Consider the following 23,362-nt stretch of genomic DNA (forward strand, 5'->3'; position numbering starts at 1 on the left):
TGATCAAACGGCGAGAGGATTCAAATGCGCAAACGACTACAGCTTTACGTGGCGGTATTTGCATCACTATTCATCGCGATGTTTACCGTCGCTCACGCAGGCGAGGCCTCACGCAGCGTCAGCGCACACGGACTCACCGTCCACTACGGTATCGTCCCCGCCAGTAAGGCGGCGGACTCCGCCAGGACAGCCGCCAGCGATGTCGGCGCTGTGAACCCGGATACCTATCATTTGACTGTTGCGATCTTCGATAGCGCCACGGGCAGGCGTCTGAGCGATGCCACCGTACTCGCCAGCGTGAAAGGACCCCGGCGCAACGACACTCGATTTCACAGCAAACCGGTTGAGAAACGGCTTGATCCCGTCAAGATTGGCAATGCCGTCACGTATGGCAACGACTTCGAAATGCCATGGAGTGGCATTTATCACGTCGATCTGACCGTTACCCAAAAGGATCAATCGAAGCCGACAAGCATCCGGTTCAACTACGACCATCGCTTCTGATGGCAACACGGCTCTCAACATTCTGACCTTCTGTCGAACCGCGAAGGCAACGGATTCCGGCGAGCGGTGTTGCGGACGGCCGCTCATCTTGCACAAACCCGCAGGTGCTCGTCGGCACGACAAACGCTTGAATCGCAGCGCGCATTAACCTCTTCTCGCGTGTCCTGCGCACAAATCGCTGTAGGGCGTGTGTCGACGGGCGGTAGCTCGCTTGAGGAAAACAGTCATGTCGACGTTGGCGACGCTGTTCGTTGTCGTTTTGCTGCTTAACCTCATGCCGGCGTTCGCCCCGCCTACGTGGATGGCGATGTCCTGGGTCGGCTTCAACGTCGCCGAGGTCAATCCATTCCTGCTCGCCGTCGTTGCAGCCGGCGCAGCGACCATCGGACGACTCGTACTCGCGACATTTGCACGATCGCTGGTGCGAGGACGGCTGATGCGCGAATCGGACCGGCAAAACATCGAAGTCGTCGAAGCGTGGCTCAAGAAGCGAAAGAAGCTGACCGTAGGTGCATTCTTCCTCTACGCACTCGGTCCCTTCCCTTCGAACTATCTCTTCATTGCATATGGGCTCTCAGGGTTGCCGCTTGCTATCATCGGCGCTGCATTCTTTGCGGGCCGCACGATCAGCTATTCGATTTGGGCTCACCTCGGAAGGCTCGCGTCCACCTATGCCGATCCCGAGTTCCAGTTCGAGGGCGGATATCTGAGCGGCTACTTTGTCGTCATGCAGGTAGCGTTGCTTGGCTTCGTGTACATCATCACAAAGCTCGACTGGAAGATGCTGATCGAAGAGCGCAAGTTGAAGTGGCGACGCGCAATGAGTAAAACAGAGGTCGGCGGACGCGGTCATACCGCGAAGCATTGAACGCAGCGGACACGTCGTTTTATCCCCCTTTCTGAACGGAGCGCATTTGTGAAGTGCGAACACGTGCGTTGAAGAGAACAGTGCGGCCCCTCACAATCGATGACGCTCCCCGTGTGCTTACGGACTCCGACAGCCGTCACATATCTGCACCACATCGCGGCCGTCCGGGTCGTTGATGTGCGTCAATTCCCACTCGGCGGGAAGCCATAGTCTGGCTGAAAAGAAAACAGATAAACGTCGAGAGATTTTCGCGGGGAGGGTTCTGCCTAGCCTGAGGAGGCACGGTCATGACATGTCGGCTTACCTTTCTTTCGTGTGCGGCAATCGCGCTCGCGATATCCGTCCCTCTTCACGGCCAGGAACTGGCGAGAATCGCGACACATTCGCAGCGCTATGGTGGACAGATCGAGATCTCCGCGTTCGATGATCCCCTTCTGAAGGGCGTAACCTGCTACGTTTCCAGGTCGCACAACGAGCATTCACTCGGCGGTACCTATCCGACGCCGCGAACACCTGACGCCCAGATATCCTGTCATCAGGTCGGCAAGCTGACTACTCCGGCTCAGGTTCCCCAGCAGGCGCAAGTGTTCGACGAATCCGTTGATCCCGTTTTCAAAGTGCTTCACGTGATTCGCGTATTGGACCCGAGCCGATTAGCGGTCGTGTATTTCAGTTACAACGAAAACGAACTGGCAGGAGATCTGCCCGGCCACGTCGATGTGATCCAATTGCCGGTGCGAGGAAGGCGCCCCCCGGAATAGGCAATGTGACGATCAGGGCGCCAGCAGAACCGCGAGGTTCTTTGGCGTGCATGCAATGGCTGCATTGCCATTGCAGGTTAGCCGAATCTATCCTGTAACGCGCGAACTGGCGAATTGCCATTGCCATCCCCTGACGATGGCGAAAGCATTTCCATTAGCTGCTGCCTGTATGCTGTCTGGTAGCGAATCAGCGCGATCTCCGTGAATGGCGTTGCACGGATTGTTTGCCGAAGGCACATCTGCGCAATGGGAGCGATCAGCAGCAGCGGTGTTTGCGTCGCCGCGCCCGGGCGGAAATGCCCCTGCTTGATGCCCTTCGTCAGCATCTTCCCAATTGCGTCCACAAAGCGATTCTCCGTGCGCTCCTGCCATTGCTCGACGAGGCTGGGCAAGCGGGCGTTCTCCGCGATCAGCAGCCGCAGCATGGCCACCACGGGTGGGCTGACCGCCCACTCATACAGTTCACCGGCCAGCAGATCAGCCACACGCTCGAGCGTGACCTCACCCTCGAGGAACGCGGGCACATCCATCAACGACGTGAGCAACAGACGCTCGAGCAATGCGTGCAATACCTCTTCCTTGCTGTCGAAGTGCGTATAGATTCCACCCTTCGACACGCCGGCACGTGCTGCAATGTCATCGATGCGCGTACACGTAAAGCCGCGCGTTGAAAATTCCGCGAACGCAGCGTCGAGTATCTGGCGAATACGAACGTCGGCCGGAAGCCGTTGACGAACGCGGGTCTCTCTGATCATCTCGTGCGTCTCCTCACTCGCCGGAATATCACGTTGAATACCAGCCATATCGAACCCAGCCGAATTCCAGCAGCACAGCGGAAGTAAATACCGACTGGTCGGTATCCCGATTGACTTGTATCAACGGTGCACGGCTATCGAGCAGCTATAAAAACGAGGAATCTGCACGCCTCGGTGCACGTATCGAACATTGAACGCATGACGCGCGATGCGTGAAAGCAGCGATGCAAACTCACCCCTTTCTTCAGTAATGCCATGCGCAAACACGCAGTTCCCGGCGAACGTCTGAGGCAACACGCCCGCGCGCTCCGTGCGTCCGTCGTGATCCTCACGTTGTCGCTGTCCGGCTGCATGTCGCTCGCGCCTCACTACGAACGCCCCGCGCTGCCCGTGCCCGGTTCGTGGCCCGCCGATGCGCCAGACGCAGGCCAGACATCTGCCGCTGACCTGGACTGGCGCGAGTACTTTCCAGACCCACAGCTTCAGTCGTTGATCACGCAAGCGCAGGAGCACAATCGCGACTTGCGCATTGCCGTTCAGCGTGTCGAAGAGGCGCGCGCAACGTACGGTGTGCGCCGCGCCGAACAGTTCCCTACTGTCAACGCGGGGGCATCATACATCCGCTTCCGTGCACCGGGCGGCATTCTGGCCAGCGGGCCGCTCATCGGCGGTGGCTATAGCGTGAGCCTGATGGAAAGCAACTGGGAACTCGATTTCTGGGGCCGCGTGCGCAACCTCAAGGACGCCGCGCTGGAAAACTTTCTGGCGAGCGACGCATCGCGCCGCGCCGCGACTCTCAGCCTTGTCACGCAGGTCGCCGACAGTTACCTGGTCCTACGCGAGTTCGACGAGCGCATTGCAATTGCGCGCCAGACGATTGCGAGCCGCAGTGAATCTCTACGCATTTTCCGGCGCCGCTTTGAAGTCGGCGCGATCTCGAGACTCGATCTGACGCAGTCGGAGATTCTGCTCGAGCAGGCTCAGACGCTCGTCGCCCAACTGGAACAGGCGCGCGCCGCCGACGCTCACGCGCTCGACGTGCTCGTCGGCGCGCCGGCAAGACTATCGCCTCCATCGCAGCTCGACGACGGCAGCATTCGTGCCGGCCTCGCGGCTGGCCTGCCCTCGCAACTACTCGAGAATCGCCCGGACATCGTGGCCGCCGAGCATCAGCTGCGCGCGGCCAACGCCGACATCGGCGCGGCGCGCGCTGCATTCTTCCCACGCATCACGCTCACGAGTTCGATAGGCAGCAGCAGTACTGCGCTTCACAGCCTGTTCGCAGCAAACACGGGCTCGTGGATTTTCCTGCCGAGCGTATCGTTGCCGATCTTCGATGCAAGCCGCAACCGCAGCAACCTTCAACTTGAAGAGGCTCGCCAGAAAGAGGCACTGGCGCAGTACGAGAAGAGCATTCAGTCCGCGTTCCGCGACGTGGCCGATGCGTTGTCGGCCCGCGAATGGCTTGCCGACCAGGTACAGTCCGCGCGCGCCACGCTCGATGCCCAGACCGAACGCGCACGGCTCGCGAGGCTACGCTACGACAACGGCGCGACGCCATTCCTCGAAGTGCTCGACGCGCAGCGCGACCTGCTGAACGCGCAGCAGCAACTCGTGCAGACGCGCCGCGCGCTGCTGTCGAGTCGTGTCGCGCTCTACGCCGCGCTCGGTGGCAACGTCGAGCGCGAGGCCGGAGCCAATGACTCGCCCTCGATAGCAGGACATTCGACACCACAGGTCCCGTCGCAATGAACGTCGCAATCACAAGAAAACAGATAATCGCCGCCACCGCGCTGCTGATCGCGGCGCCCGCAGGCTATTACGCGTGGACCCACTTGCACGAGGGCGGCCCCGGCGATGCGTTTGCGAGCGGCAACGGACGCATCGAAGCCACCGAGATCGACGTGGCAACGAAGCTCGCCGGCCGCGTGGACAGCATCTATGTCGATGAAGGCGACTTCGTAAAAGCGGGCCAGCCGCTCGCGAAAATGCAGGTCACGGTCCTCGAGGCGCAACTCGACGAGGCGCGCGCACAACATCAACAGGCTATCAACAACGCGGCGAGCGTCGAGGCGCAGGTCACGCAACGCGAAAGCGACAAGGCTGCGGCTCAGGCCGTCGTGGTCCAGCGCGAAGCCGAACGCGACGCCGCGCAACGCAAGCTCGCGCGCTCTGAAACGCTATCGCGCGAAGGCGCTTCGTCGATGCAGGAACTCGACGACGACCGCGCCCGTATGCGCAGTACCGACGCAGCCGTCAACGCGGCCAGGGCACAGGTCGCGACCGCCGTGGCCGCCATCGACGCCACGCGTGCGCAACTCGTCGCGGCACGCTCGATGGTGGTGGCCGCCCGGGCGACCATCGCGCGGGTCGATGCGGATATCGTCGACAGCGAGCTCACCGCGCCACGCGACGGCCGCGTGCAGTACCGCGTCGCGGAGCCTGGCGAAGTGCTCGCAGCGGGCGGAAAGGTCCTCAACATGGTCGACCTCTCCGACGTCTACATGACGTTCTTCCTGCCTGAGACGATAGCCGGCAAGGTCGCGCTCGGCGCCGAAGTTCGCGTAGTATTCGATGCCGCGCCCAACTATGTGATCCCGGCCACGGTCTCGTTCGTCGCGAGCACGGCGCAATTCACGCCGAAGACCGTCGAAACCGCAAGCGAACGCCAGAAGCTGATGTTTCGCGTCAAGGCGCGTATCAGCCGCGAGTTGCTGCTTCGGCACCTGAAGCTGGTCAAGACAGGGTTGCCCGGCGTGGCATGGGTCCGCGTCGATGCCAAAGTACCCTGGCCCGAGAAGCTCGCGATCAGGGTTCCGCGGTGAGCACCGTTGCATCCGGCATCGCAAGCAGGCTCGCGATTGGTCAGATGAGCGGCGCTCCCGTCGTGCGCCTGCGCAATGTGGTTCTTCGCTACCGCAAGACGGTCGCGCTCGATGGCGTGACGCTCGACATTCCGGCCGGACGCATGGTCGGCCTGATCGGGCCCGATGGCGTGGGCAAGTCGAGCCTGCTCGCGCTGATCTCGGGTGCGCGCAAGGTGCAGCAGGGCACCGTCGAGGCGCTGGACGGCGACATGGCTTCGGCACATCACCGCAACCGCGTTTGCCCGCGCATCGCCTATATGCCGCAGGGCCTGGGCAAGAATCTGTATTCCACGCTGTCGGTCGAAGAGAACCTGCAGTTCTTCGCGCGGCTGTTCGGCCACGACGCCAACGAACGCCGCCGCCGCATCGACGACCTGACGCGCAGCACGGGTCTCCATCCGTTTCTGTCGCGCCCCGCCGGCAAGCTCTCGGGCGGCATGAAGCAGAAGCTCGGCTTGTGCTGCGCGCTGATTCACGACCCGGACCTGCTGATTCTCGACGAACCGACCACAGGCGTCGATCCCCTCGCCCGCGCGCAGTTCTGGAGCCTGATCGCGCGCATTCGCGAAACGCGCCCCGCCATGAGTGTGATCGTCGCCACTGCCTACATGGACGAAGCGCAGCGCTTCGACTGGCTCGTGGCGCTCGATGCCGGCCGTGTGCTCGCCACGGGTACGCCCGCAGCGCTGCTCGAACAGACGGCCTGCAAGACGCAGGAAGAAGCCTTCATTGCGCTCTTGCCCGAAGAAAAGCGACGCGGCCATCAGCCCGTCCGAATCACCCCGCTACAGGCAGGCAACGAGGCGGACATCGCAATCGAGGCCCATGACCTGACGATGCGCTTCGGTGACTTCGTCGCGGTCGATCACGTGAGCTTCCGTATTCGCAGAGGCGAGATTTTCGGCTTTCTCGGTTCGAACGGTTGCGGCAAGTCGACCACGATGAAGATGCTGACGGGCCTGCTGCCCGCAACCGAAGGTGCCGCCACCCTGTTCGGCCGCCCCGTCGATCCCGACGACATCGACACGCGCAGGCGCGTCGGCTACATGTCACAGGCGTTCTCGCTGTATGGCGAACTGACCGTGCGCCAGAACCTCGTGCTTCACGCGCGCCTGTTCCATGTGCCGGAGAGCGAGATTCCCACACGCGTCGACGCGATGGTGAGCCGCTTCGGCCTCGCCGACGCGCTCGACGTGTTGCCTGTCAGCCTGCCGCTCGGCGTCCGGCAGCGCCTGTCGCTCGCCGTGGCGATGGTGCACAAGCCGGAACTCCTGATTCTCGACGAACCGACTTCCGGCGTGGACCCGATCGCGCGCGACAGCTTCTGGCAACTGATGCTCGACCTGGCCCGCCGGGACCGCGTCACGATTTTCATTTCGACGCATTTCATGAACGAGGCCGAACGTTGCGATCGCATTTCGCTGATGCATGCGGGCAAGGTGCTCGCGAGCGATGCACCGGCCGTGCTGGTACGCATACGCGGCGCCGCGACGCTCGAAGAGGCGTTCATCTGCTATCTGAAAGAGGCCGGCGGCGAGTTGGAAGGGGAAGCCGCGCCTTCGACGGCGATGGTCTCACCTCGACGCGAAACCTCAGCCGATGTACCCAGGCAGCGCCGCTTCAGCATCGAGCGGACGCTCAGCTACATGTGGCGCGAAGCGCTGGAATTGCGCCGCGATCCCGTGCGCGCCACGCTCGCGCTGCTGGGTTCGCTCGTGCTGATGTGCGTGATGGGCTTCGGCATCAACATGGACGTTGAGAACCTCACCTTCGCCGTGCTCGACCGCGACCAGACCGAGCTGAGCCGCGACTACACGCTGAACATCTCCGGCTCGCGCTACTTCATCCAGCAGGCCCCGATCGTCGATTACGACGACCTCGACAGGCGCATGCGCGGCGGCCAGCTCTCTCTCGCCATCGAGATTCCGCCGAATTTCGCACGCGACCTGCAACGCGGCCGACAGGCGGAGATCGGCGCATGGATAGACGGCGCGATGCCGCAGCGCGCCGAGACCATACGCGGCTACGTGCAGGGCATGCATGTGGCCTGGCTCGCCGACCAGGCACGGTATCAGCCAGGTGTGGTCCCCGCCGTGCAGCTCGACATCGAAACGCGCTTTCGCTACAACCCCGACGTGAAAAGCCTGCCCGCGATGGTACCCGCGATCATTCCGATGCTGCTGCTCATGCTGCCCGCCATGCTGACTGCTCTAGCCGTCGTGCGCGAGCGCGAGCTGGGCTCGATCGTCAATCTGTACGTCACGCCCGTCACGCGCACGGAGTTCCTGCTCGGCAAGCAGGTGCCTTATGTGCTGCTCGCGTTGCTCAATTTCCTGCTGATGACATTGCTCGCGAGATTCGCTTTCGGCGTGCCTGTGAAGGGCAGCTTCGTGACGCTGCTGGCAGCCGTGCTCATCTTCAGCATCATCGCGACGGGCTTCGGGCTGCTCGCGTCCACGTTCACGCGCAGCCAGATCGCAGCCATCTTCCTCACGATGATCGGCACACTGGTGCCCACGGTCCAGTTCGCCGGGTTGATCAACCCGCTCTCTTCGATGGAAGGCAGCGGGCGGTTCATCGGGCAGATCTATCCCGCCACCTACATGTTCACGATCAGCCGTGGCGTGTTCAACAAGGCTCTCGGCTTCGAGGATCTGCAAACGCAGTTCTGGCCGCTGCTCATCGCCATACCCGTGGTGATGGTTCTGACCGTTGCAATGTTGCGCAAGCAGGAGACATGACGATGCGCAGTCTCTCGAACATCTACCGGCTCGGCGTCAAGGAACTATGGAGCCTGCTGCGCGACCCGATCATGCTCGTGCTGATCGTCTATACGTTCACCGTATCGATCTATTCGGCGGCCACGGCACAGCCGGATACGCTGCACAAGGCGCCCATTGCAGTCGTGGACGAGGATGCATCGCCGCTGTCGGCACGCATCGTCGAGGCATTCTTTCCGCCGCAGTTCGTCACGCCCGTACTGATTTCGGCGTCAGAGGTCGACCGGGGGCTCGACACCGGCAAATACACGTTCGCGCTCGACATTCCGCCCAATTTCCAGCGCGACGTGCTTGCGGGGCATCGCGCCGCCATCCAGTTGAATGTCGACGCCACGCGGATGAGCCAGGCCTTCACCGGCAGCGGCTACGTGCAGCAGATCGTGAGCGGCGAGGTCGAAGCGTTCGCGCAGCGTTATCGCGCTAGCGCGCCCCTGCCCGTCGACATCGCAATGCACATGCGTTTCAACCCGAACCTCGAACATGTGCGGTTCGGCGCGCTGATGGAGATCATCAACAGCGTCACGATGCTATCGATCATCCTCACCGGCGCGGCGCTGATCCGGGAGCGTGAGCACGGCACCATCGAGCACCTGCTCGTCATGCCCGTGACGCCGACAGAAATCATGCTGTCAAAGGTCTGGTCGATGGGGCTCGTCGTGCTGGCCGCGGCCGCGTTCTCGCTGACGTTCGTCGTCCGTGGTGCGCTGCACGTGCCCGTGGAAGGATCGGTGGCGCTCTTCATGATGGGTGCCGCGCTGCACCTGTTCGCCACGACGTCGATGGGCATTTTTCTCGCGACACTCGCACGCAGCATGCCCCAGTTCGGCATGCTGATCGTGCTCGTGCTGCTGCCCTTGCAGATGCTCTCGGGCAGCGTAACGCCAAGAGAGAGCATGCCGCGGATCGTGCAGGACATCATGCTCGCCGCGCCCACGACGCATTTCGTCGAACTGGGTCAGGCAATACTTTATCGAGGCGCCGGGATTGACGTGGTGTGGAAACCCTTCTGCGCATTGCTCGCGATCGGTACCGCGCTGTTTGCGCTGTCGCTGCGGCGGTTCCGCAAGACCATCAGTCAGATGGCGTAGCCAGTCATTGACCCACCGTCGCGGGCTGACTGGCGCTACTGGTTATCCGTATCCGCTGTAACGACAGGGCTTGGGCACGCACAGAAAAACCCGCCGCCTACTCTTTGAAATACTCATTTCAAGGCATTGAAATCTGCACGGCGCCGATGTATTGGGCCTCGCGGGCCTTGCGCGAACCGCGGATTTCTCATCGCTCGCTGAACGGTGGTCATTCCTCAGGCTTTACCTTAACCTTTCTTTAAGGATCGGCACCTACCATACCTCAGGAGTGAGCCGTCAAAACCAGCAGTGAATGCTGCGTTCCATCGAGCCGTTCGCAAATATCAACGTTGCTGGGGAACGTTCTGATCATGACAAGCACCGACCGATCCAAACGTCGTGATCATGAAGCGGGTACAAGGCACGCAAGCAAACCGCGTCGGAAATTCCTCCGGATGACAGCGGGCGCGCTAGGCGCATCCACAGTCGCCGCGCTGACGCCCGAGTTGATTCGCAAAGCGCTCACGGCGCACGCCAGCATGAGCACGGGCACGATCAACGATGTCCGGCACATCGTGATCTTCACGCAGGAGAACCGCTCGTTCGACCATTACTTCGGCACGCTTCGAGGCGTGCGAGGATTCAACGACCGGATGGCAATCGCACTGCCCAATGGCGATCCAGTGTGGAAGCAACCCGCCGCTACTGGCTACATCCTGCCGTTCCATATGGACACCCGTCTGACGCGTGCAACATGCACGCGGGCACCCTCGATGAATTACCTTGTTGACATTGCCATGTGGAACAGGGGGCTGTGCAATGAATGGAACAAGGCTCGCTTTCCCGGCCTTGGCATGAGCTACTTCACGCGCAACGACCTGCGCTTCTATTACGCACTGGCCGACGCCTTCACGATTTGCGATCAGTATTACGCGTCGACGCTGACGCAGACCAACCCGAACCGGCTGCATCTGTTTAGTGGCAGCAGCGGTCTCTCGGCTGGTTTTGTGCCCACGCTTGACAATGTCGCACCAGCGGCGGGCTTCGGATGGCCAACGGTCGCGGAAACCCTTGAAGCGGCCGGTATCAGCTGGCGGGTTTATCAACAAGCCGACAACTTTGACGACAATGCACTTGCGCTGTTTCATAGCTTCAAGTCGGCTTCGACGTCAAGCGCGCTGTACCGCAAGGGGATGGCAGCCGTCGATGACATTGCACGCGCTTTCGCGGCGGACGTCGCAGCGGGTGTGCTGCCTCAGGTGTCGTGGATCATTGCGCCAACCGCCTTATCCGAGCATGCGAACTATCATCCGCAGGCCGGTGAAGACCTCACTGCGCGATTGCTTGCGGGGCTCGTCGCGAATCCGAACGTCTGGTCTCACACTGTGTTCTTGCTGAACTACGATGAGCAAGGCGGCTTTTTCGATCACGAACCACCGCCAACGCCACCAGCTACCGACGCGGAAGGCAAGACGACCATCGCTACGAACGGCGAGATTTATGAAGGCTTGCCCATTGGTCTTGGTTTCCGGGTGCCGATGACGGTCATTTCACCCTGGTCCAGGGGCGGCTACGTCTGTTCGGAAATATTCGATCACACATCGATCATCCAGTTTATCGAGCGGCGTTTCCAGATTCGATGCCCCAACATCAGTGCATGGCGCCGCTCTGTTTGCGGCGACCTCGCGTCGGCATTCGACTTCAGGACAGCGGATGTGACATGGCCGCGGTTGCCCGACACGAGCCGATACGTCTCCGACGCAAACCGGCAATGCAGGTCGCTACCGGAGCCGGAAATACCCGCAGTGCAGTCGAAACCGAGGCAGGAGCCCGGTACGCGACCCTCACGGGCATTGCCCTACGCGCTTCATGCGACCGCACATGTGGATACCGGTAGCGCAACCCTCTCGCTTCTGATAAGCAACGACGGGAAAGCGGGCGCCGCGCTTTCAGCGTATGACCTCGCCACATGCACGAATCCGCCCCGACGTTATGCGCTTCGGGCGGGAACACAGGTCTCCGATAGCTGGAGCCATGTCCACTTCGCCGGCACACGTTATTCGATTGCATTGCGTGGACCGAATGGCTTTCTCAGGACGTTCGCAGGGGACATGGCCGAGACATCGGGCATCGCATCCGCTAATCCTGAGATCCGCGTCACCTGCGATCAGGCAAATAGCGCCGTCTGCCTGCACATGATCAATTCGGGCCACGCACGGTGCCGGTTCACAGTCACATCGAACGCATATCGCACCGATGGCCCATGGAACTTTCCGTTGGCGGCAGGTGGTACAACGACAACCAGCTGGCCTGTGTCGTCAAGTGGAAACTGGTACGACTTCAGCGTGACCGTGGATGTACAGCCGGGATTTCTGCGGCGTTTCGCGGGCCGCATCGAAAATGGAGAAGACCTTATTAGCGATCCGGCTGCCGCGTGATGGCAAATCCGATCTCAGTGCAACGCCGGTCAAACGTGATTACTGCATCGTCATATCGCGGGCATTATGGTGATGCTCATGGCCGGCCTTTGCATTAGGGCCGTGGTCGGACAGCTGTGCATCGAACCATTCATGCAACGCGTTCACGAGCATCTTGTCCGCAGAGCGGTAGATCAATTCTGCCCCCGCATGGACGTCCTTGTACTCGATTTCGATTTGTCCCGGCTTGGCTGCCTTCAGTTCGGCAAGGCCCGGCATCGCCTGACCGTGGATGTGCGTCGGCCCGGAAAAGTCCCCATTGCGGAATTGCTGCTGGATGGCGCGCAGATGTTCACGCACCAGCGCAATCTGCTGTGCATCGGACGCGTCCTTGACGATGACACGCTGGACGCCTCCGTCTTTTGTCCTGGTGAAGTAGTGCGTCGTCGCCTTAAGGCTGAACGGCATCACATCTGCACTCCGTCCCGCTATCTGTGCCTGGCGCTGGACATCCGAAGAATAAACTCCGCCCGCATTCGTAACCAATGCGATAACAACCGTTGCGAGCAGGATGCGCTTGCGTGTTTTCACGTGAGCTCTCCAATTACGACCTGATGCGCGATTCACCGAAATGGCCTCATGAGACGTGCGCGGGGCACTTGCGACGCGTCGGCTATTCTTCGACGTTCAATTTGCAGGGCTCGATCGCGAGTGCGTCTTCGCTCCATACAGACAATACGAGCCCCGATAGAACCTAAGGACTGACTGCAGCAGAAACTGCCTGAGATTTTCCGGATGCTGAATTCCACGTTGAGCCCAACTCGTCAATCCACGAGAACCGGATGCGCCATCCACTCGCGGCCGCTTCAGCATCGCGTCCCAGTAGAGCTGGCGGCAGAATACGCTCCTTGAGCAACCATGCGAGGCCAGACGGTCTCGTGCCATCGAGAGACACATGCGCATGCCGACCACCTGTCTGCTGCGGCATATCTGAAGCGGCAGCTGGGCGGCCGCATTGCGATTGGCCAGCACATCCGTCGCGTGCAGGACGTGTTCGCGAAGCTCTTCAACCGACCCATGTTCGCGCACGAACGCGATGACCTTGTCCGCGCTTGCCGTCGACGTCCGCCCCGCCTTCGGGTCATAGTCGAGCACCGAATCGATCATGGCGCAGCCAGGATTACCTTGCCGGCGGACCGCGTAGGTCACTGTACAGGTCACGGGGTCGAAGAACGGGTGAATGATCGGTTGCATGGGGAGCCTCCTCAGATGGAACACATTCCATTCGCAAACATTATGTTTTTAAATATACTATCGATATGTAAATTGTAAAGAGCCATGAAACCGTCCAGTTCAAGCATCGACCTCGCCACGATGCAGGGCGCCGCCGCCAACGCATGCGCGCTGCTGAAGGTGCTCGCCAATCCCGACCGTCTGCTGCTGATGTGCCAGCTTTCTCAAGGAGAGCTGTCCGTCGGCGAGCTGGAAGAACAGCTAGGTATCCGGCAGCCCACCCTTTCGCAGCAGTTGGGCATACTGAGGGAAAACTGCCTGGTGAACACGCGCCGGGAGGGCAAAAACATCTTCTATTCAGTGGCGAGCCCGCAGGCGCTCGCCGTCATGGCCGTGCTTTACGAACAGTTCTGTGCGAAGCAGTGAGGAACGGAATCATGCAGATAGACCTCATCCATTTCACCCCCGGCCTCTCACTGGCGGGCGGCCTCATCATCGGTCTCGCAGCCGCCGCGCTGGTGTTGTTCAACGGACGCATTGCCGGCATCAGCGGAATCCTGGGCGGCCTGTTGAACTGGCCGCGCAATGACATCGGGTGGCGTCTCGCCTTTCTCGTTGGCCTCGTGGGAGTGCCTGTCATTGCAGGCCTGCTCGGCAAGCCTGCACACCTGGATATCGAGGCGGACTGGCGCGAAATCGTAGTCGCCGGTCTTCTCGTGGGCATCGGCACCCGCTACGCGAGCGGTTGTACGAGTGGCCATGGTGTGTGCGGCCTGTCGCGCGGGTCCGTCCGCTCGCTGGTCGCAACCGCAACCTTCATGGCGGCGGGGTTTCTGACTGTTTTCGTGCAACGACACCTGATCGGAGGTTGACATGGCAGTTCCTATTGCATGCCGGGTGGCACCCATTGCGGCGCTCCCCGCGGGCCTCCTCTTTGGCATGGGCCTGATGATTTCCGGCATGGCCAATCCGGCCAAGGTGTTGGGTTTCCTGGACCTCGCCGGGCGCTGGGACCCTTCACTGGCCTTTGTGATGGCGGGTGCCATTGCCGTCGGCTCACTTGCGTTTTTCGTGGCCAAACGCCGCAAGCAATCAATCCTCGGATTACCGATGCAACTGCCGGGCAGCACGGGTATCACACCGAGGCTGGTTCTCGGCAGCGCCGCATTCGGTATCGGCTGGGGTCTGGCCGGCTTCTGTCCGGGTCCTGCGCTGGTTGCGCTCGGCGCGGGCTATCCGAAAGCCTTCGGTTTTGTGGCGGCCATGGTAGCGGGCATGGCCGTTTTCGAGCTTGTCGAACGCGCAAAGTCATCCATGCAGCGAGCGTAAGCACGCACCGGCGCGACTGTAACCGATCCTTTGAACGCCCCGGAGAAAGAGAAAGGAAAATCGATGGAGAACGTCATTGTCATTAGCGCCGTGCACGACCGCGGCCTTTCCGGCGGACATCCGAACGTCGGCTTCACTCTGATGACAGGGCGTGCACATTGCCGTGCACATGCTACGACTTGACAGACCGTTGATCGATCTCTGGAGGCGCATGTACAAAAATGCGTGCGTCGCACTGGAAGAATGCGGAGCCACGGGGCGAGCTCCATACGTTCATCCTCTTTCAATAGCGAGCACGAATGTCGAGCTAGTGTTTCGAAATGCAAAGACACGTATCGCTCCCGAGCTTTTTGCGTGACGAAGATTTTGAATGCGGAGACGAGTACGGTGCGGATTACGGATACTTCAGCTACATGTTCAAAAATCTCTGCGTCTCTGACACACCCGAGGGCGCGATCGGATGGGCTGCTGAGTGGCTGCGTGGGTGGATAGACGATAACGTGTGAGCCGCTACATGGCTGGGCACAAGGGGCGGCAAGATGCACAGAGCGAGCAATGCAAACGAGATGGGCTGGCTGTGGCTGTGGACCTGGGGCGGCACGAGTTTCGGCTACCGCGACGGCGACGATCTCTGGACGCATGATGGCCGCCATGTCGGACGCTTCATCGGCAACGAGGTCTATGCGCCCAGTGGCGCCTACCTCGGCGAACTCATCGGCACCGACCGGCTGATCACCAGTCAGGCGAAGCGCGGCTGGCGCCACGCGGGTTTTACGCCCTTCGCGCCGCGAACCGCCTGTACGGCGCCCGGTGCCCTCGGCTACGCGACGTATGCCGGCTATGAGGATTTCCCCGCCCAAGGATCGCTGCGTTGAAGCGCGAGCATGGGGAGTGAGAGCGCTTTCATATCCAACTCCCGAACTGACACAGAGCCAGACCATATTTTCGCAGCTATGGGAGACATCAGCCGGGCGCCATCACACGCAGCACTGGACGTCCGTCAACGTTCTTTAGCGGGAAATACGAACGGTGCGTGGCGGGGTCGACAGCGACCACGTGCGCGTTTGGTCCGAGCCGGCCTTCGCCGATCTTGTTGACGTTCGAGCCTTTGACACTGAAGACCGATACAACGCCCCCTTCCCCGGCCACATAGAGCCTGCCCTGTTCGGGATCGAACGCAAGCACGTCCGGGTCCTTGCCGATGTCAAACGACTGGACGACCCGCCGTGCTTTCATATCGAACACGAGCAGCTTGTCGTTGCCCTGACAGGCAACAAACGCAAGGCCGTCCTGCGAATCGATCAACAGACCATGGTTGTGGTCGGCTCCCGGGAGGGCAAAGCGGGCAACGATCCTGTCGACGGTCGGGTCGATTTCAACGAGTTCGTTGCGCGTCTGGACATTGACGAAGATGTGATGCGATTGCGGATCGTATTGCGTATTGCCAACCTCGCCACCAAGCGGAATGGTTGCGACGCGCTGGTTGGTTTGGACGTCAACGACGGTCTCCGTGCTACCGTTCTCGTCAGACGCGTAGAGCTTGTGCACCTCGGGCGCGTAAGCCATCCCGTCCGGGTAGTGGCCGCCCGGCATGCGCGCGACGATCCTGAGTGTTGCTTCATCGATGGCCACAATTTCGTCGGTGCCCGTCGCCGAGGCGTAGACGCGCGACATCCCCGGAATGGCAAGCACGCCATGCACCGATGAGACGTCAGGAATGCGTGCGACCACGCGCGAGGCACTCACATCGAAGACGATCACTTCGCCGTCGCCGAGGTGCGCGATGAACAGCAGATGGCGATCGGGATCGTAGGTTTCGTAGTCAAGCCGGGTGGCGCGACCCGGCAGCGGAATATCAGCGACGTGTGTCAGTGGGAGATTGTTGACCCGCTCCTGCCCGGCAGCGGGTGGAACCATATGCACCAGAACGCCCAAGGCTGTACACAGACCGAGGAGGGCGAGGTACAGCAGGACCGCCGGGCGCAAACGCCAGTGTTGCAAGGTTTTCATGAAACCTCCTGCGGCACGACTGCCACCGCCACGCGCATGGCGGCTGCGGCGGCGTCGCGCATAAAAAGCCGCGCTGCTTTATCGCGTGATCGCGGCCTGCGCGTTCAAAGCCGCCTTGACACCCTTGGCTAGGTCAACAGCCTTACCCTTGCCCCAGTAGTGCAGGAACAGGATGCGAGGCGACTCACCCGTCATGTGCTGATGAATGGCCACGATATTGATCCCCGACGCGCGCATGCTTTTGAGTACTGCCTGCAGCTCGTCTTCACGCATCGCGAAATCGCCATCGACAACCGCTTCATCGTCGGTGCCGGCGAATGCGGCCCACGTGTTGACGCCCATCTCGTTGCCGACGGTGACGCCGTGCATGCTGGCGGTCCTCCCGACGACCACCTTGAACATGCCGTTGTTCGTCTGCCCCTTCGAGCCGAACACCGCTTCCAGGGGCGCGGGGCTGATGTTGCTCGAATCCCCGATGTGTCCGGGAAAGGCCTTTTCTGGATCGGCGTGTGCCGACCGGACTTCAGCGATCCGGTCGTACACCTTCTTGACGCCCTCCGCGAGCGTTGCGGCATCGCCGGTGCCGCCGATATGCATGAAGTACACCTTGGGCTGATCAAAAAAGAAATGATTGTGGAGCGCGGTCACTTCCAGTCCGGCGTCAAGCGCCGCACTCATGACCGGATTGACCTCATCTTCGAACACCACGGTGTCGCCCATCATCATGACCTGCGAACCGTGGGCGGGCTTGAATGCTGCATAGGACGTGAGACCCATGAACGGTGGCATGATCGAGCCGTCGACCTGCACCTTCACGTCGTTGCGCGGTTTCGAGACCTTGAACACGCCTTCCTGTTTGGAAAAAGTGCCTTTCAGGCCGGTGATCTGTTCAATGCGAGCCGTATCCATTGAAGCAGGCTGCTGCGCATTGGCTGGGCTGCTGAACGCACCAACGCTGGCGGCGATGATCAATGCGTGCGAGAGGCGTCTTAACGATGACATCAGAAATTCCTCCTTGAACGGGGTGCATCAAATGCGCAGCCTTTTTGCGATCTTCGAAAACTGCGCTCGGGTTGGCCTCCTCACGCCTGCGTTGTAGGAATGAACTTCGACCATTGTTCTCAGCGATCCGGTTTGACGTGACGGAAAAGGAAAAGCAGCGACAGGTCATAGGCGATCTTGAGTGCGCCGCAGGCGACAAGCGGCGCGCCGAGCCAGCCGATGCCGATCAGGCCGCCTGCCAGAGACGGCGCGAGCGATGCGGCGAGGCTTCGCGGTACGGAAGTGAAGCTTGCAGCGGCGGGCCGCTCGACCGGCGTGACGACGGCCATCACGTAGGCGGTGCGCGTAGGAACGTCCATCTGGGACAATGCGCTGCGCGCAAGCAGCAGCGCCAGCGTCACCGGCGACGAAGCGGCAAAGGCCGCGGCGATCAGGCACAGGCTTGCCGGGATGTGCGTGAACACCATCGTATTGAGCAGCCCGATCTTGCTGGCGAGCGGCGGTGCGGCAAGCTGCGAGAGCGCGGTGAGCAGCCCTGCCCAGAAAAAGAACTGGCCCGCCGCACCGACTGACAGGCCGAAGCGTTGCATGAGCCAGAGCGACATCAAGGCATTCACGACCAGGCCGCCGGCAAACGCGTCGACGCTGAACAGCAACGCGAGACGCGTCACGATGCGCCGTGACTCACCGAGCGGTGCGCTCGGGCCGGAAGTCTGTGCGCCAGAAGGCGGCAGGCGACGATAGAGCAACCAGATCGCACCGCCCGTCGCCGCATACACGATGAACATCGTGCGCATGGCGGTGAGTTCCCTCATGTGTGCGTGCGTGACCAGCCATGCGGGCACGCCCGCTGCGAGTGAGCCGAGCGCTGCCGAAACGGCGCCGATCAGGCTGTAGCGGGCGAATAGCGCCGTTCGTGCGTCGCCCGTCGCCATCCCGGCAAGCCGCGACTGCTCGAGTGGGAGAAAAAGACTGACGTCGCCTGAGCTCGGGTTGAGCGTGCCGACAAAGGCGACGATGAGCAGGGGCAGCAGCGACGACAAGCCTGCAAAGCCCAGGCCTGTCGCGGCCATTAATAACGCGGCGAACATAAACATCCGGCGTGCCGCAAAGCGATTGGCAAGCATGCCGACTGCGATGGTGGCCACGGCGGAGCCGGCCAGTGTCGCGGTGCTGATCAGACCGACGTCGACCTTGGCAAACCCGAGCGCAAGCAGATACGCGGGTAACAGTACCGCGATGAAACCGTCGCAGAAGCCTCGCAGTCCGCGACTCACCAGCAGCAGCCGCGCCGCACGGTCAGCTCCCGATGGCAACATCCACGTTGACATCCGGGCTGCCAGTGAAACGGCGCGATCTTCCTCACGTGTGTTCATTGCTGCTCTTGCACCAGGCATACAGCGCGTCGTAGACGATCATGCCCTGTCGCAACTGCTCATGGTCGTCGGTGAAGTTGCGTGACAGGCCAACCGAGATGGCATAGAGCCCGGCCGCCTCAGGGACCAGATCGAGCCGGCTGGTATCGGCGCCTCGCACGATGCGGGCGAGCCTGACCAGCGCGGGGTCGCCCAGTTGATATTTGTGCAGGAAGGCATCGAAGCTGCAGAATTCGCCATGGTGACCGAGTTCAACGTCCGGCACATCGAATGGAATGGCTCCTGTTTCCTTCGCGACACGCATCACCTCGTCGCGAGGCACGTACAGGAACTCGGGCGCCTTGTCGATGAAACGGGCAATCAGCCACGGGCAGGCGATACGGTCAACCTTGGGCCGTTCGCGCGTAATCCATTTCATGACGCTGCTCCTTCCTGAGCATAGCTGTGAAAAAAACACCTGATCAGTCGTCGTCTTCCTCGTCTTCCTTCGTCGCGACGACCTTCCCGGTCTCGTCGAGAATCAGTTCCTGCTTCTGGTCGCCGGAGCCTAGGGTGACGTCATATTGGGTCGTGCCCCGGGCGGTGTGCTTTTCGATTTCATTGACCGGGCGCCCCTGTGCCTGCTGGTCAATGGTGGCTTTGACAGGGGCCGGCACCTGTGAGAGCTCAATGGTCTGTCCACCGGTTTTTTCGATAGGCCGCTGCTTGCAGCCGGTAATCGCAAGCAGGCATGCGAGAATCAGACTGGCGATCGCATATCGCCCGTTTGGAATCAACATAGCGCTCTCCTTCTTCGCGACGAGCAACAGTCATCCGGACCATCAGATGATCAGCGCCTCGAATCGCGTCTTGACCTTCTGCCAGTTCACGTTCTGCATGAACGCGTCAACATAGGCGCCCGCCTTTGCGCCGAAGTCGATGTGATACGAATGCTCGTACATGTCGAGCGCCAGAATGGGCACGCCGTCGGCGAGCGTGTGCGCGTGATCGGACGCCCATTGGTTCACCAGCTTGCCGAGTCGGGGCGACCAGCTCAGCGGCACCCACCCGGACCCGCCACCAAGCGCCTTACCCATCGCGGAGAATTCGGCGTGCCAGCGCTCAACGCTGCCGAAATCCCGCATCAGCGCAGTTTCAAGCGGTCCGCTCACGGATTCGCTTGCGCCCAGTGACTCGAAGTAGATTTCATGCAGGATCATCGAATTGGCCGCGATCAGTTCCTCGCGTTTGAGTCCATTGAGCACGAAGGCGGGGGCGGTGCTCACATCGATTTCCGCAAGCTGCGCGGTGATGGCGTTCAGGCGCTTGACGGCGCCCGCGTAGTTGTTCTCGTAGTGACTGGTGATCAGCTTTTCCGACAGACCGGCAAGCCGTGAAGGGTCACAGGCGACGGGTTGTATCTCGAAGCTCATGGATGACTCCTGTTGCTGCGGATAACGAACGATGTTGGTCTCAACGACTGGGAGCGTGGTCCGCCACCCTGAGCTTTTCGCAGAGCCAGTAGTCGATCGACCATCTGCCACTACCTGTCGTCAGAAGATCCCCCAGTAGCAGTGTGACGCCAACATAGAGGACGCCGTAGCCCCAATCACCGTGGGGGACGATTACTGCGTGGGCTGCGTCTCGCAACCAGGTGAAGGAACCTGCGAGGTTGGCAAGCGCCCGCACAATGAAGATTGCCGCCGCCGGGTAGATCGCGAGCCTGACGCCTGCTCCGGCGACGAAGCTCATCCCCGCGAGAACCTCCACCGCACGAAGGGCGAGGCCAGCGGCAACCGCACTGTCCGGCACTACGGGCGACCCGGGATGCGAGAACCACAACAGGTCCTGAAACGCGCCGTCGACCGGGGCAAGCAGCATGACGCCGATCGCCACACGCGTCGGTACAATCCATTGCGGCCCGCCTGTCCTGATCGTGGCGAGCACGCTCGATCTGCTCGGTAGCCGCATGGTTGCGTACCTCCTTGCCGTGGTCAGTGCCATGGCACCTCAGCGCGCCTGGCTAACCGACCGTGTGCGTCCACGCTGCCTTTCATACGCCATGTGCGTGAATGAGTGGATAAACAGCGAGCCCGATGAGTGCCGCGGCAATGACGATGATGGGCTCCTGGAGCTTCTTGAAGCGCCAGAGCAGCAAGATTGTCGCAAGCGCCAGGAGAACGGTGGGCCAGTCAACAATCGAGCGGCGTGCGATCACGATCACGGAGCCCGTGATCGCACCGACGGCAGCCGCGGTGATGCCGTCGACAAACGCCTTGACGGCGGGCAGCTTGCCGTACTTCTTGAAGTACGGCGCCGGCAGCACCGTGAAGAGATAGCAAGGCAGGAAGGTGCCGAGTGCGGCCACACACGCGCCCGTGAACCCCGCAACCAGGTATCCGATGAAGCCAACCGTGATCACGACCGGTCCGGGCGTAATCATCGCGACAGCCACGGCATCGACGAACTGTTTGTCATTGAGCCAGTGATGCTCGGTGACCACACCACCGTAAAGGAATGGCACGATCGCCAGTCCCGAGCCGAACACGAAAGCGCCGGCCTTCGCGAAGAACAGACCGATCTGGCCAAGCAGAGGCCAGTCAAGGCCGCTGAGCACGCCGCTTGCGGCCGGCAGCTGTGCCGCTGCTGCTGCATTCAGTCCGCCCTTGCTGAACCATTTCGGCGGGGCGACAACGAACCAGTTGACGAGGCCGCCCGCAATAAAAAGCCACGCGATCTCGGATTCAGTGATGACCGTTACGGCTGCGAGTATCAGGTAGATCGCCCACAGGAGCCTGTGTTTGCCGATCGTCTTCGTGGTGAGCTTGTATGCGCTCATCGCGATGATGCCGACTACGGCAGCGCCTACGCCATAGAAGGCTGCCTGCATCCACGACAGGCCGCCGAAGTGCGCGTAGGCCCAGCCGAGGCCCACCACCATCACGAATGACGGCAGCACGAAAGCGATACCGGCGAGCGTTGCACCGACGATGTGATAGTGCACGTGGCCCATATAGATGCCGAGCTGTGCCGCCAGCGGTCCCGGCATCATCTGCGCGAGCACCAGTCCTTCGCGGTAGTCCGACTCGCTGATCCACTTGCGCTGCTCGACGAGATCGCGATGCATGTAGCCGACGAGCGCCACAGGTCCGCCAAACCCGAACGTGCCGAGGCGCAGCATGTAAAGGACCAACTGACCGAGCGTGTAACCCGGCGCTGTCGCTGTAGTCGTGTTCACTAACGCTTCCTCTCGTCCTTGCTTTTTGTCGTGGATACAAAGTGTGTGTAGAGCGAATCGAGCACCCGGCTCATGTCGTCAAGCAACTGATCGTCATCTGCTGCACGCTCCCTTGCCCCCGCCATCACGGCCTCGAAGCCGATGGCCTCGGGCACGGGGGCGCCGCCAACGTCGAGCGCATGAACCATCTCGCCGAGCCGGAGCAGCGCGGGGTCCTTGTCGAAACCGAAGCTCACGACCAGCACCTCGAACGTCACGCGTTCGCCGACGTGGGTGAAGGCCGCACCGTCGAAGTCGAAGCCGAGCGCGTTGGCCGGGCAGGCGCTGGGCGCCGTAAGCCAGATGAAGCGCGCATCGCGATCGATGAAGCGCCGGATCAGCCAGGCGCTCGCAACGCGATCGACCCACATGCGTTGCCGCGTGGCCCAGGTGCGCCCTTGATAGTCGGTGACCGACAGGCTACGGATGGGTCGTTCGGCGGAATGGGGTTCACCCGGCGACAGCACGGTATCGACCAGACCGATGAAGTCCTGCCACGCTGCTTCGGCGCGCGTCGCAGCGTCGCCCGGAAAGTAGTCGATCGCGGCGATGGTTTCGTAGTCCTTGCGCAGACGCCGAAGCAGCTTGGTCAGGTCGGCCGCGGACTGGCCCGACACCGTCTTGCGTGCGTCCTTCAGGGAACGCATGAACTCGGCAAGGTCGTCACTGCGATCGAACAGTGCACGGAATTCCGCCTCCTGCGCGGCATCGAGGCTCGGCGCCCGCAGCAGATGTGCGGTGCCGCCGCTATCGGCAATCGCGCTCGCCAGTTCGCGCAGCATCTGCTCGCGTTCTTCCGTGTGGGGCAGTAGGTAGATGCCGTCGCGCAGCACCGCACATCCTTTCGCCTTCAGTGCCCGCCAGAAGCGCATGCGCGCGGTGGCGTTTTCCGTGGGCAACGTAAGGACGAGCAGCGACCAGGTTATGATATTGCGCATGTAGATAACGATACACAACAGTAACGATATCTACAAGCACACTTTTATGGCTGCTTCGGACCGACCAGGCCCTGCCAACTCGAAGGTGTCCGGGTGTTCAAAAAGCGGTATCACCGCTCACCAAAAGCGTTGATCAAAGCTTGTGGTGTTTGCTGGGTCATAGGCCTCGACGGCACTCCACGATAGAGAGGAGTTCACC

The 23,362-nt window shown here is 61.3% G+C and carries 23 protein-coding genes and 2 pseudogenes; 13 read left to right on the plus strand and 12 right to left on the minus strand.

What is annotated here, in order from left to right:
* The first annotated feature begins 24 nt into the window (after positions 1-24).
* The 3 genes from BMW76_RS23335 (at position 25) to BMW76_RS23345 (ending at position 2,133) form a co-directional block, all read left to right on the plus strand.
* The gene (locus BMW76_RS23335; RefSeq protein WP_090869432.1) at positions 25-504 is read left to right on the plus strand and encodes a hypothetical protein; all 480 of its coding nucleotides are present in this window, start codon (positions 25-27) and stop codon (positions 502-504) included.
* Between the two features lie 226 nt (positions 505-730).
* Complete coding sequence (locus BMW76_RS23340; protein ID WP_090869434.1) at positions 731-1,372, plus strand: hypothetical protein; 642 nt, start codon at positions 731-733, stop codon at positions 1,370-1,372.
* Between the two features lie 287 nt (positions 1,373-1,659).
* Positions 1,660-2,133: a CreA family protein gene (locus BMW76_RS23345; RefSeq protein WP_090869435.1), complete on the plus strand. Its 474-nt coding sequence runs from the start codon at positions 1,660-1,662 to the stop codon at positions 2,131-2,133.
* A gap of 77 nt (positions 2,134-2,210) precedes the next feature.
* Here the strand turns inward: BMW76_RS23345 and BMW76_RS23350 are convergent, their stop codons facing one another.
* Positions 2,211-2,936 carry a TetR/AcrR family transcriptional regulator gene (locus tag BMW76_RS23350; RefSeq protein ID WP_090869437.1) on the minus strand — a complete coding sequence of 242 codons (726 nt, stop codon included), beginning with the start codon at positions 2,934-2,936 and terminating at the stop codon, positions 2,211-2,213.
* A gap of 207 nt (positions 2,937-3,143) precedes the next feature.
* On the opposite strand from BMW76_RS23350, the gene BMW76_RS23355 reads away from it, so the two are divergent.
* The 5 genes from BMW76_RS23355 (at position 3,144) to BMW76_RS23375 (ending at position 12,040) form a co-directional block, all read left to right on the plus strand.
* Positions 3,144-4,640, plus strand: a complete 1,497-nt coding sequence (locus tag BMW76_RS23355; protein ID WP_090869439.1) for an efflux transporter outer membrane subunit — start codon at positions 3,144-3,146, stop codon at positions 4,638-4,640.
* The gene (locus BMW76_RS23360; protein WP_090869441.1) at positions 4,637-5,713 is read left to right on the plus strand and encodes an HlyD family secretion protein; all 1,077 of its coding nucleotides are present in this window, start codon (positions 4,637-4,639) and stop codon (positions 5,711-5,713) included. Before BMW76_RS23355 ends, BMW76_RS23360 begins: the two co-directional genes overlap by 4 nt.
* Positions 5,714-5,757: 44 nt before the next feature.
* Positions 5,758-8,496: a ribosome-associated ATPase/putative transporter RbbA gene (gene rbbA, locus BMW76_RS23365; protein WP_090869666.1), complete on the plus strand. Its 2,739-nt coding sequence runs from the start codon at positions 5,758-5,760 to the stop codon at positions 8,494-8,496.
* Positions 8,497-8,498: 2 nt separating this feature from the next.
* Positions 8,499-9,623, plus strand: coding sequence for an ABC transporter permease (locus tag BMW76_RS23370; RefSeq protein ID WP_090869668.1), 1,125 nt, complete (start codon positions 8,499-8,501; stop codon positions 9,621-9,623).
* Positions 9,624-9,973: 350 nt separating this feature from the next.
* Complete coding sequence (locus tag BMW76_RS23375) at positions 9,974-12,040, plus strand: phosphocholine-specific phospholipase C (protein ID WP_090869670.1); 2,067 nt, start codon at positions 9,974-9,976, stop codon at positions 12,038-12,040.
* A 39-nt stretch (positions 12,041-12,079) separates the two neighbouring features.
* On the opposite strand, the gene BMW76_RS23380 is transcribed toward BMW76_RS23375, so the two are convergent.
* Positions 12,080-12,610: an aspartate carbamoyltransferase gene (locus BMW76_RS23380; protein ID WP_218162549.1), complete on the minus strand. Its 531-nt coding sequence runs from the start codon at positions 12,608-12,610 to the stop codon at positions 12,080-12,082.
* 357 nt (positions 12,611-12,967) lie between these two features.
* On the opposite strand from BMW76_RS23380, the pseudogene BMW76_RS40460 reads away from it, so the two are divergent.
* Positions 12,968-13,111: pseudogene (locus BMW76_RS40460) on the plus strand (MBL fold metallo-hydrolase); the annotation flags it as partial.
* On the opposite strand, the pseudogene BMW76_RS41660 reads toward BMW76_RS40460, so the two are convergent.
* Positions 13,043-13,273: pseudogene (locus BMW76_RS41660) on the minus strand (MBL fold metallo-hydrolase); the annotation flags it as partial. The pseudogenes BMW76_RS40460 and BMW76_RS41660 overlap by 69 nt on opposite strands.
* A gap of 84 nt (positions 13,274-13,357) precedes the next feature.
* Here BMW76_RS41660 and BMW76_RS23390 point away from each other — a divergent pair.
* The 4 genes from BMW76_RS23390 to BMW76_RS23410 all read left to right on the plus strand — a co-directional run bounded on the left by BMW76_RS23390 (position 13,358) and on the right by BMW76_RS23410 (position 15,456).
* Positions 13,358-13,678 (plus strand): ArsR/SmtB family transcription factor, encoded by a 321-nt coding sequence (locus BMW76_RS23390; protein WP_090869443.1) that lies wholly within the window; start codon positions 13,358-13,360, stop codon positions 13,676-13,678.
* 11 nt (positions 13,679-13,689) lie between these two features.
* Positions 13,690-14,124, plus strand: a complete 435-nt coding sequence (locus BMW76_RS23395; RefSeq protein ID WP_090869445.1) for a YeeE/YedE family protein — start codon at positions 13,690-13,692, stop codon at positions 14,122-14,124.
* Position 14,125: 1 nt separating this feature from the next.
* Entirely contained in the window at positions 14,126-14,581 is a 456-nt protein-coding gene (locus BMW76_RS23400; protein ID WP_090869447.1) for a YeeE/YedE family protein, read from the plus strand.
* 566 nt (positions 14,582-15,147) lie between these two features.
* On the plus strand, positions 15,148-15,456 hold the full coding sequence (locus tag BMW76_RS23410; protein WP_090869451.1) for a hypothetical protein: 309 nt from the start codon (positions 15,148-15,150) through the stop codon (positions 15,454-15,456).
* Between the two features lie 88 nt (positions 15,457-15,544).
* On the opposite strand, the gene BMW76_RS23415 is transcribed toward BMW76_RS23410, so the two are convergent.
* From BMW76_RS23415 to BMW76_RS23455, 9 genes are all read right to left on the minus strand, one after another.
* Complete coding sequence (locus BMW76_RS23415) at positions 15,545-16,591, minus strand: YncE family protein (RefSeq protein WP_090869453.1); 1,047 nt, start codon at positions 16,589-16,591, stop codon at positions 15,545-15,547.
* A gap of 78 nt (positions 16,592-16,669) precedes the next feature.
* Positions 16,670-17,593 (minus strand): DUF1259 domain-containing protein, encoded by a 924-nt coding sequence (locus BMW76_RS23420; protein WP_090869455.1) that lies wholly within the window; start codon positions 17,591-17,593, stop codon positions 16,670-16,672.
* A 119-nt stretch (positions 17,594-17,712) separates the two neighbouring features.
* Entirely contained in the window at positions 17,713-18,969 is a 1,257-nt protein-coding gene (locus tag BMW76_RS23425) for an MFS transporter (protein WP_407669012.1), read from the minus strand.
* Entirely contained in the window at positions 18,956-19,387 is a 432-nt protein-coding gene (locus BMW76_RS23430) for a chromate resistance protein ChrB domain-containing protein (RefSeq protein WP_090869458.1), read from the minus strand. Before BMW76_RS23430 ends, BMW76_RS23425 begins: the two co-directional genes overlap by 14 nt.
* A gap of 43 nt (positions 19,388-19,430) precedes the next feature.
* Positions 19,431-19,748, minus strand: coding sequence for a hypothetical protein (locus tag BMW76_RS23435; RefSeq protein ID WP_090869459.1), 318 nt, complete (start codon positions 19,746-19,748; stop codon positions 19,431-19,433).
* A 42-nt stretch (positions 19,749-19,790) separates the two neighbouring features.
* Positions 19,791-20,381, minus strand: a complete 591-nt coding sequence (locus BMW76_RS23440) for a superoxide dismutase (RefSeq protein WP_090869461.1) — start codon at positions 20,379-20,381, stop codon at positions 19,791-19,793.
* Positions 20,382-20,421: 40 nt separating this feature from the next.
* The gene (locus tag BMW76_RS23445) at positions 20,422-20,952 is read right to left on the minus strand and encodes a hypothetical protein (protein WP_245763342.1); all 531 of its coding nucleotides are present in this window, start codon (positions 20,950-20,952) and stop codon (positions 20,422-20,424) included.
* Positions 20,953-21,001: 49 nt separating this feature from the next.
* Positions 21,002-22,186, minus strand: a complete 1,185-nt coding sequence (locus BMW76_RS23450) for a chromate transporter (protein ID WP_090869463.1) — start codon at positions 22,184-22,186, stop codon at positions 21,002-21,004.
* Positions 22,186-23,163 (minus strand): chromate resistance protein ChrB domain-containing protein, encoded by a 978-nt coding sequence (locus tag BMW76_RS23455; RefSeq protein WP_090869465.1) that lies wholly within the window; start codon positions 23,161-23,163, stop codon positions 22,186-22,188. The genes BMW76_RS23450 and BMW76_RS23455 overlap by 1 nt, the downstream gene beginning before the upstream one ends.
* Positions 23,164-23,362: the final 199 nt, after the last annotated feature.

Source organism: Paraburkholderia diazotrophica (assembly GCF_900108945.1).
In the GTDB taxonomy this organism is placed as follows: Bacteria; Pseudomonadota; Gammaproteobacteria; order Burkholderiales; family Burkholderiaceae; genus Paraburkholderia; species Paraburkholderia diazotrophica.

What these genes read in the sequence shown, in the direction of transcription:
- BMW76_RS23340 (WP_090869434.1), top strand. Translation starts at nt 731, where the DNA reads ATGTCGACGTTGGCGACGCTGTTCGTTGTCGTTTTGCTGCTTAACCTC.
- BMW76_RS23370 (WP_090869668.1), top strand. Translation starts at nt 8,499, where the DNA reads ATGCGCAGTCTCTCGAACATCTACCGGCTCGGCGTCAAGGAACTATGG.
- BMW76_RS23445 (WP_245763342.1), bottom strand. Translation starts at nt 20,952, where the DNA reads ATGGCACTGACCACGGCAAGGAGGTACGCAACCATGCGGCTACCGAGC.
- BMW76_RS23440 (WP_090869461.1), bottom strand. Translation starts at nt 20,381, where the DNA reads ATGAGCTTCGAGATACAACCCGTCGCCTGTGACCCTTCACGGCTTGCC.
- BMW76_RS23360 (WP_090869441.1), top strand. Translation starts at nt 4,637, where the DNA reads ATGAACGTCGCAATCACAAGAAAACAGATAATCGCCGCCACCGCGCTG.
- BMW76_RS23375 (WP_090869670.1), top strand. Translation starts at nt 9,974, where the DNA reads ATGACAAGCACCGACCGATCCAAACGTCGTGATCATGAAGCGGGTACA.
- BMW76_RS23345 (WP_090869435.1), top strand. Translation starts at nt 1,660, where the DNA reads ATGACATGTCGGCTTACCTTTCTTTCGTGTGCGGCAATCGCGCTCGCG.
- BMW76_RS23355 (WP_090869439.1), top strand. Translation starts at nt 3,144, where the DNA reads ATGCGCAAACACGCAGTTCCCGGCGAACGTCTGAGGCAACACGCCCGC.
- BMW76_RS23395 (WP_090869445.1), top strand. Translation starts at nt 13,690, where the DNA reads ATGCAGATAGACCTCATCCATTTCACCCCCGGCCTCTCACTGGCGGGC.
- BMW76_RS23390 (WP_090869443.1), top strand. Translation starts at nt 13,358, where the DNA reads ATGAAACCGTCCAGTTCAAGCATCGACCTCGCCACGATGCAGGGCGCC.
- BMW76_RS23455 (WP_090869465.1), bottom strand. Translation starts at nt 23,163, where the DNA reads ATGCGCAATATCATAACCTGGTCGCTGCTCGTCCTTACGTTGCCCACG.
- BMW76_RS23425 (WP_407669012.1), bottom strand. Translation starts at nt 18,969, where the DNA reads ATGAACACACGTGAGGAAGATCGCGCCGTTTCACTGGCAGCCCGGATG.
- BMW76_RS23420 (WP_090869455.1), bottom strand. Translation starts at nt 17,593, where the DNA reads ATGTCATCGTTAAGACGCCTCTCGCACGCATTGATCATCGCCGCCAGC.
- BMW76_RS23430 (WP_090869458.1), bottom strand. Translation starts at nt 19,387, where the DNA reads ATGAAATGGATTACGCGCGAACGGCCCAAGGTTGACCGTATCGCCTGC.
- BMW76_RS23435 (WP_090869459.1), bottom strand. Translation starts at nt 19,748, where the DNA reads ATGTTGATTCCAAACGGGCGATATGCGATCGCCAGTCTGATTCTCGCA.
- BMW76_RS23400 (WP_090869447.1), top strand. Translation starts at nt 14,126, where the DNA reads ATGGCAGTTCCTATTGCATGCCGGGTGGCACCCATTGCGGCGCTCCCC.
- BMW76_RS23410 (WP_090869451.1), top strand. Translation starts at nt 15,148, where the DNA reads ATGGGCTGGCTGTGGCTGTGGACCTGGGGCGGCACGAGTTTCGGCTAC.
- BMW76_RS23415 (WP_090869453.1), bottom strand. Translation starts at nt 16,591, where the DNA reads ATGAAAACCTTGCAACACTGGCGTTTGCGCCCGGCGGTCCTGCTGTAC.
- rbbA (WP_090869666.1), top strand. Translation starts at nt 5,758, where the DNA reads ATGAGCGGCGCTCCCGTCGTGCGCCTGCGCAATGTGGTTCTTCGCTAC.
- BMW76_RS23350 (WP_090869437.1), bottom strand. Translation starts at nt 2,936, where the DNA reads ATGGCTGGTATTCAACGTGATATTCCGGCGAGTGAGGAGACGCACGAG.
- BMW76_RS23335 (WP_090869432.1), top strand. Translation starts at nt 25, where the DNA reads ATGCGCAAACGACTACAGCTTTACGTGGCGGTATTTGCATCACTATTC.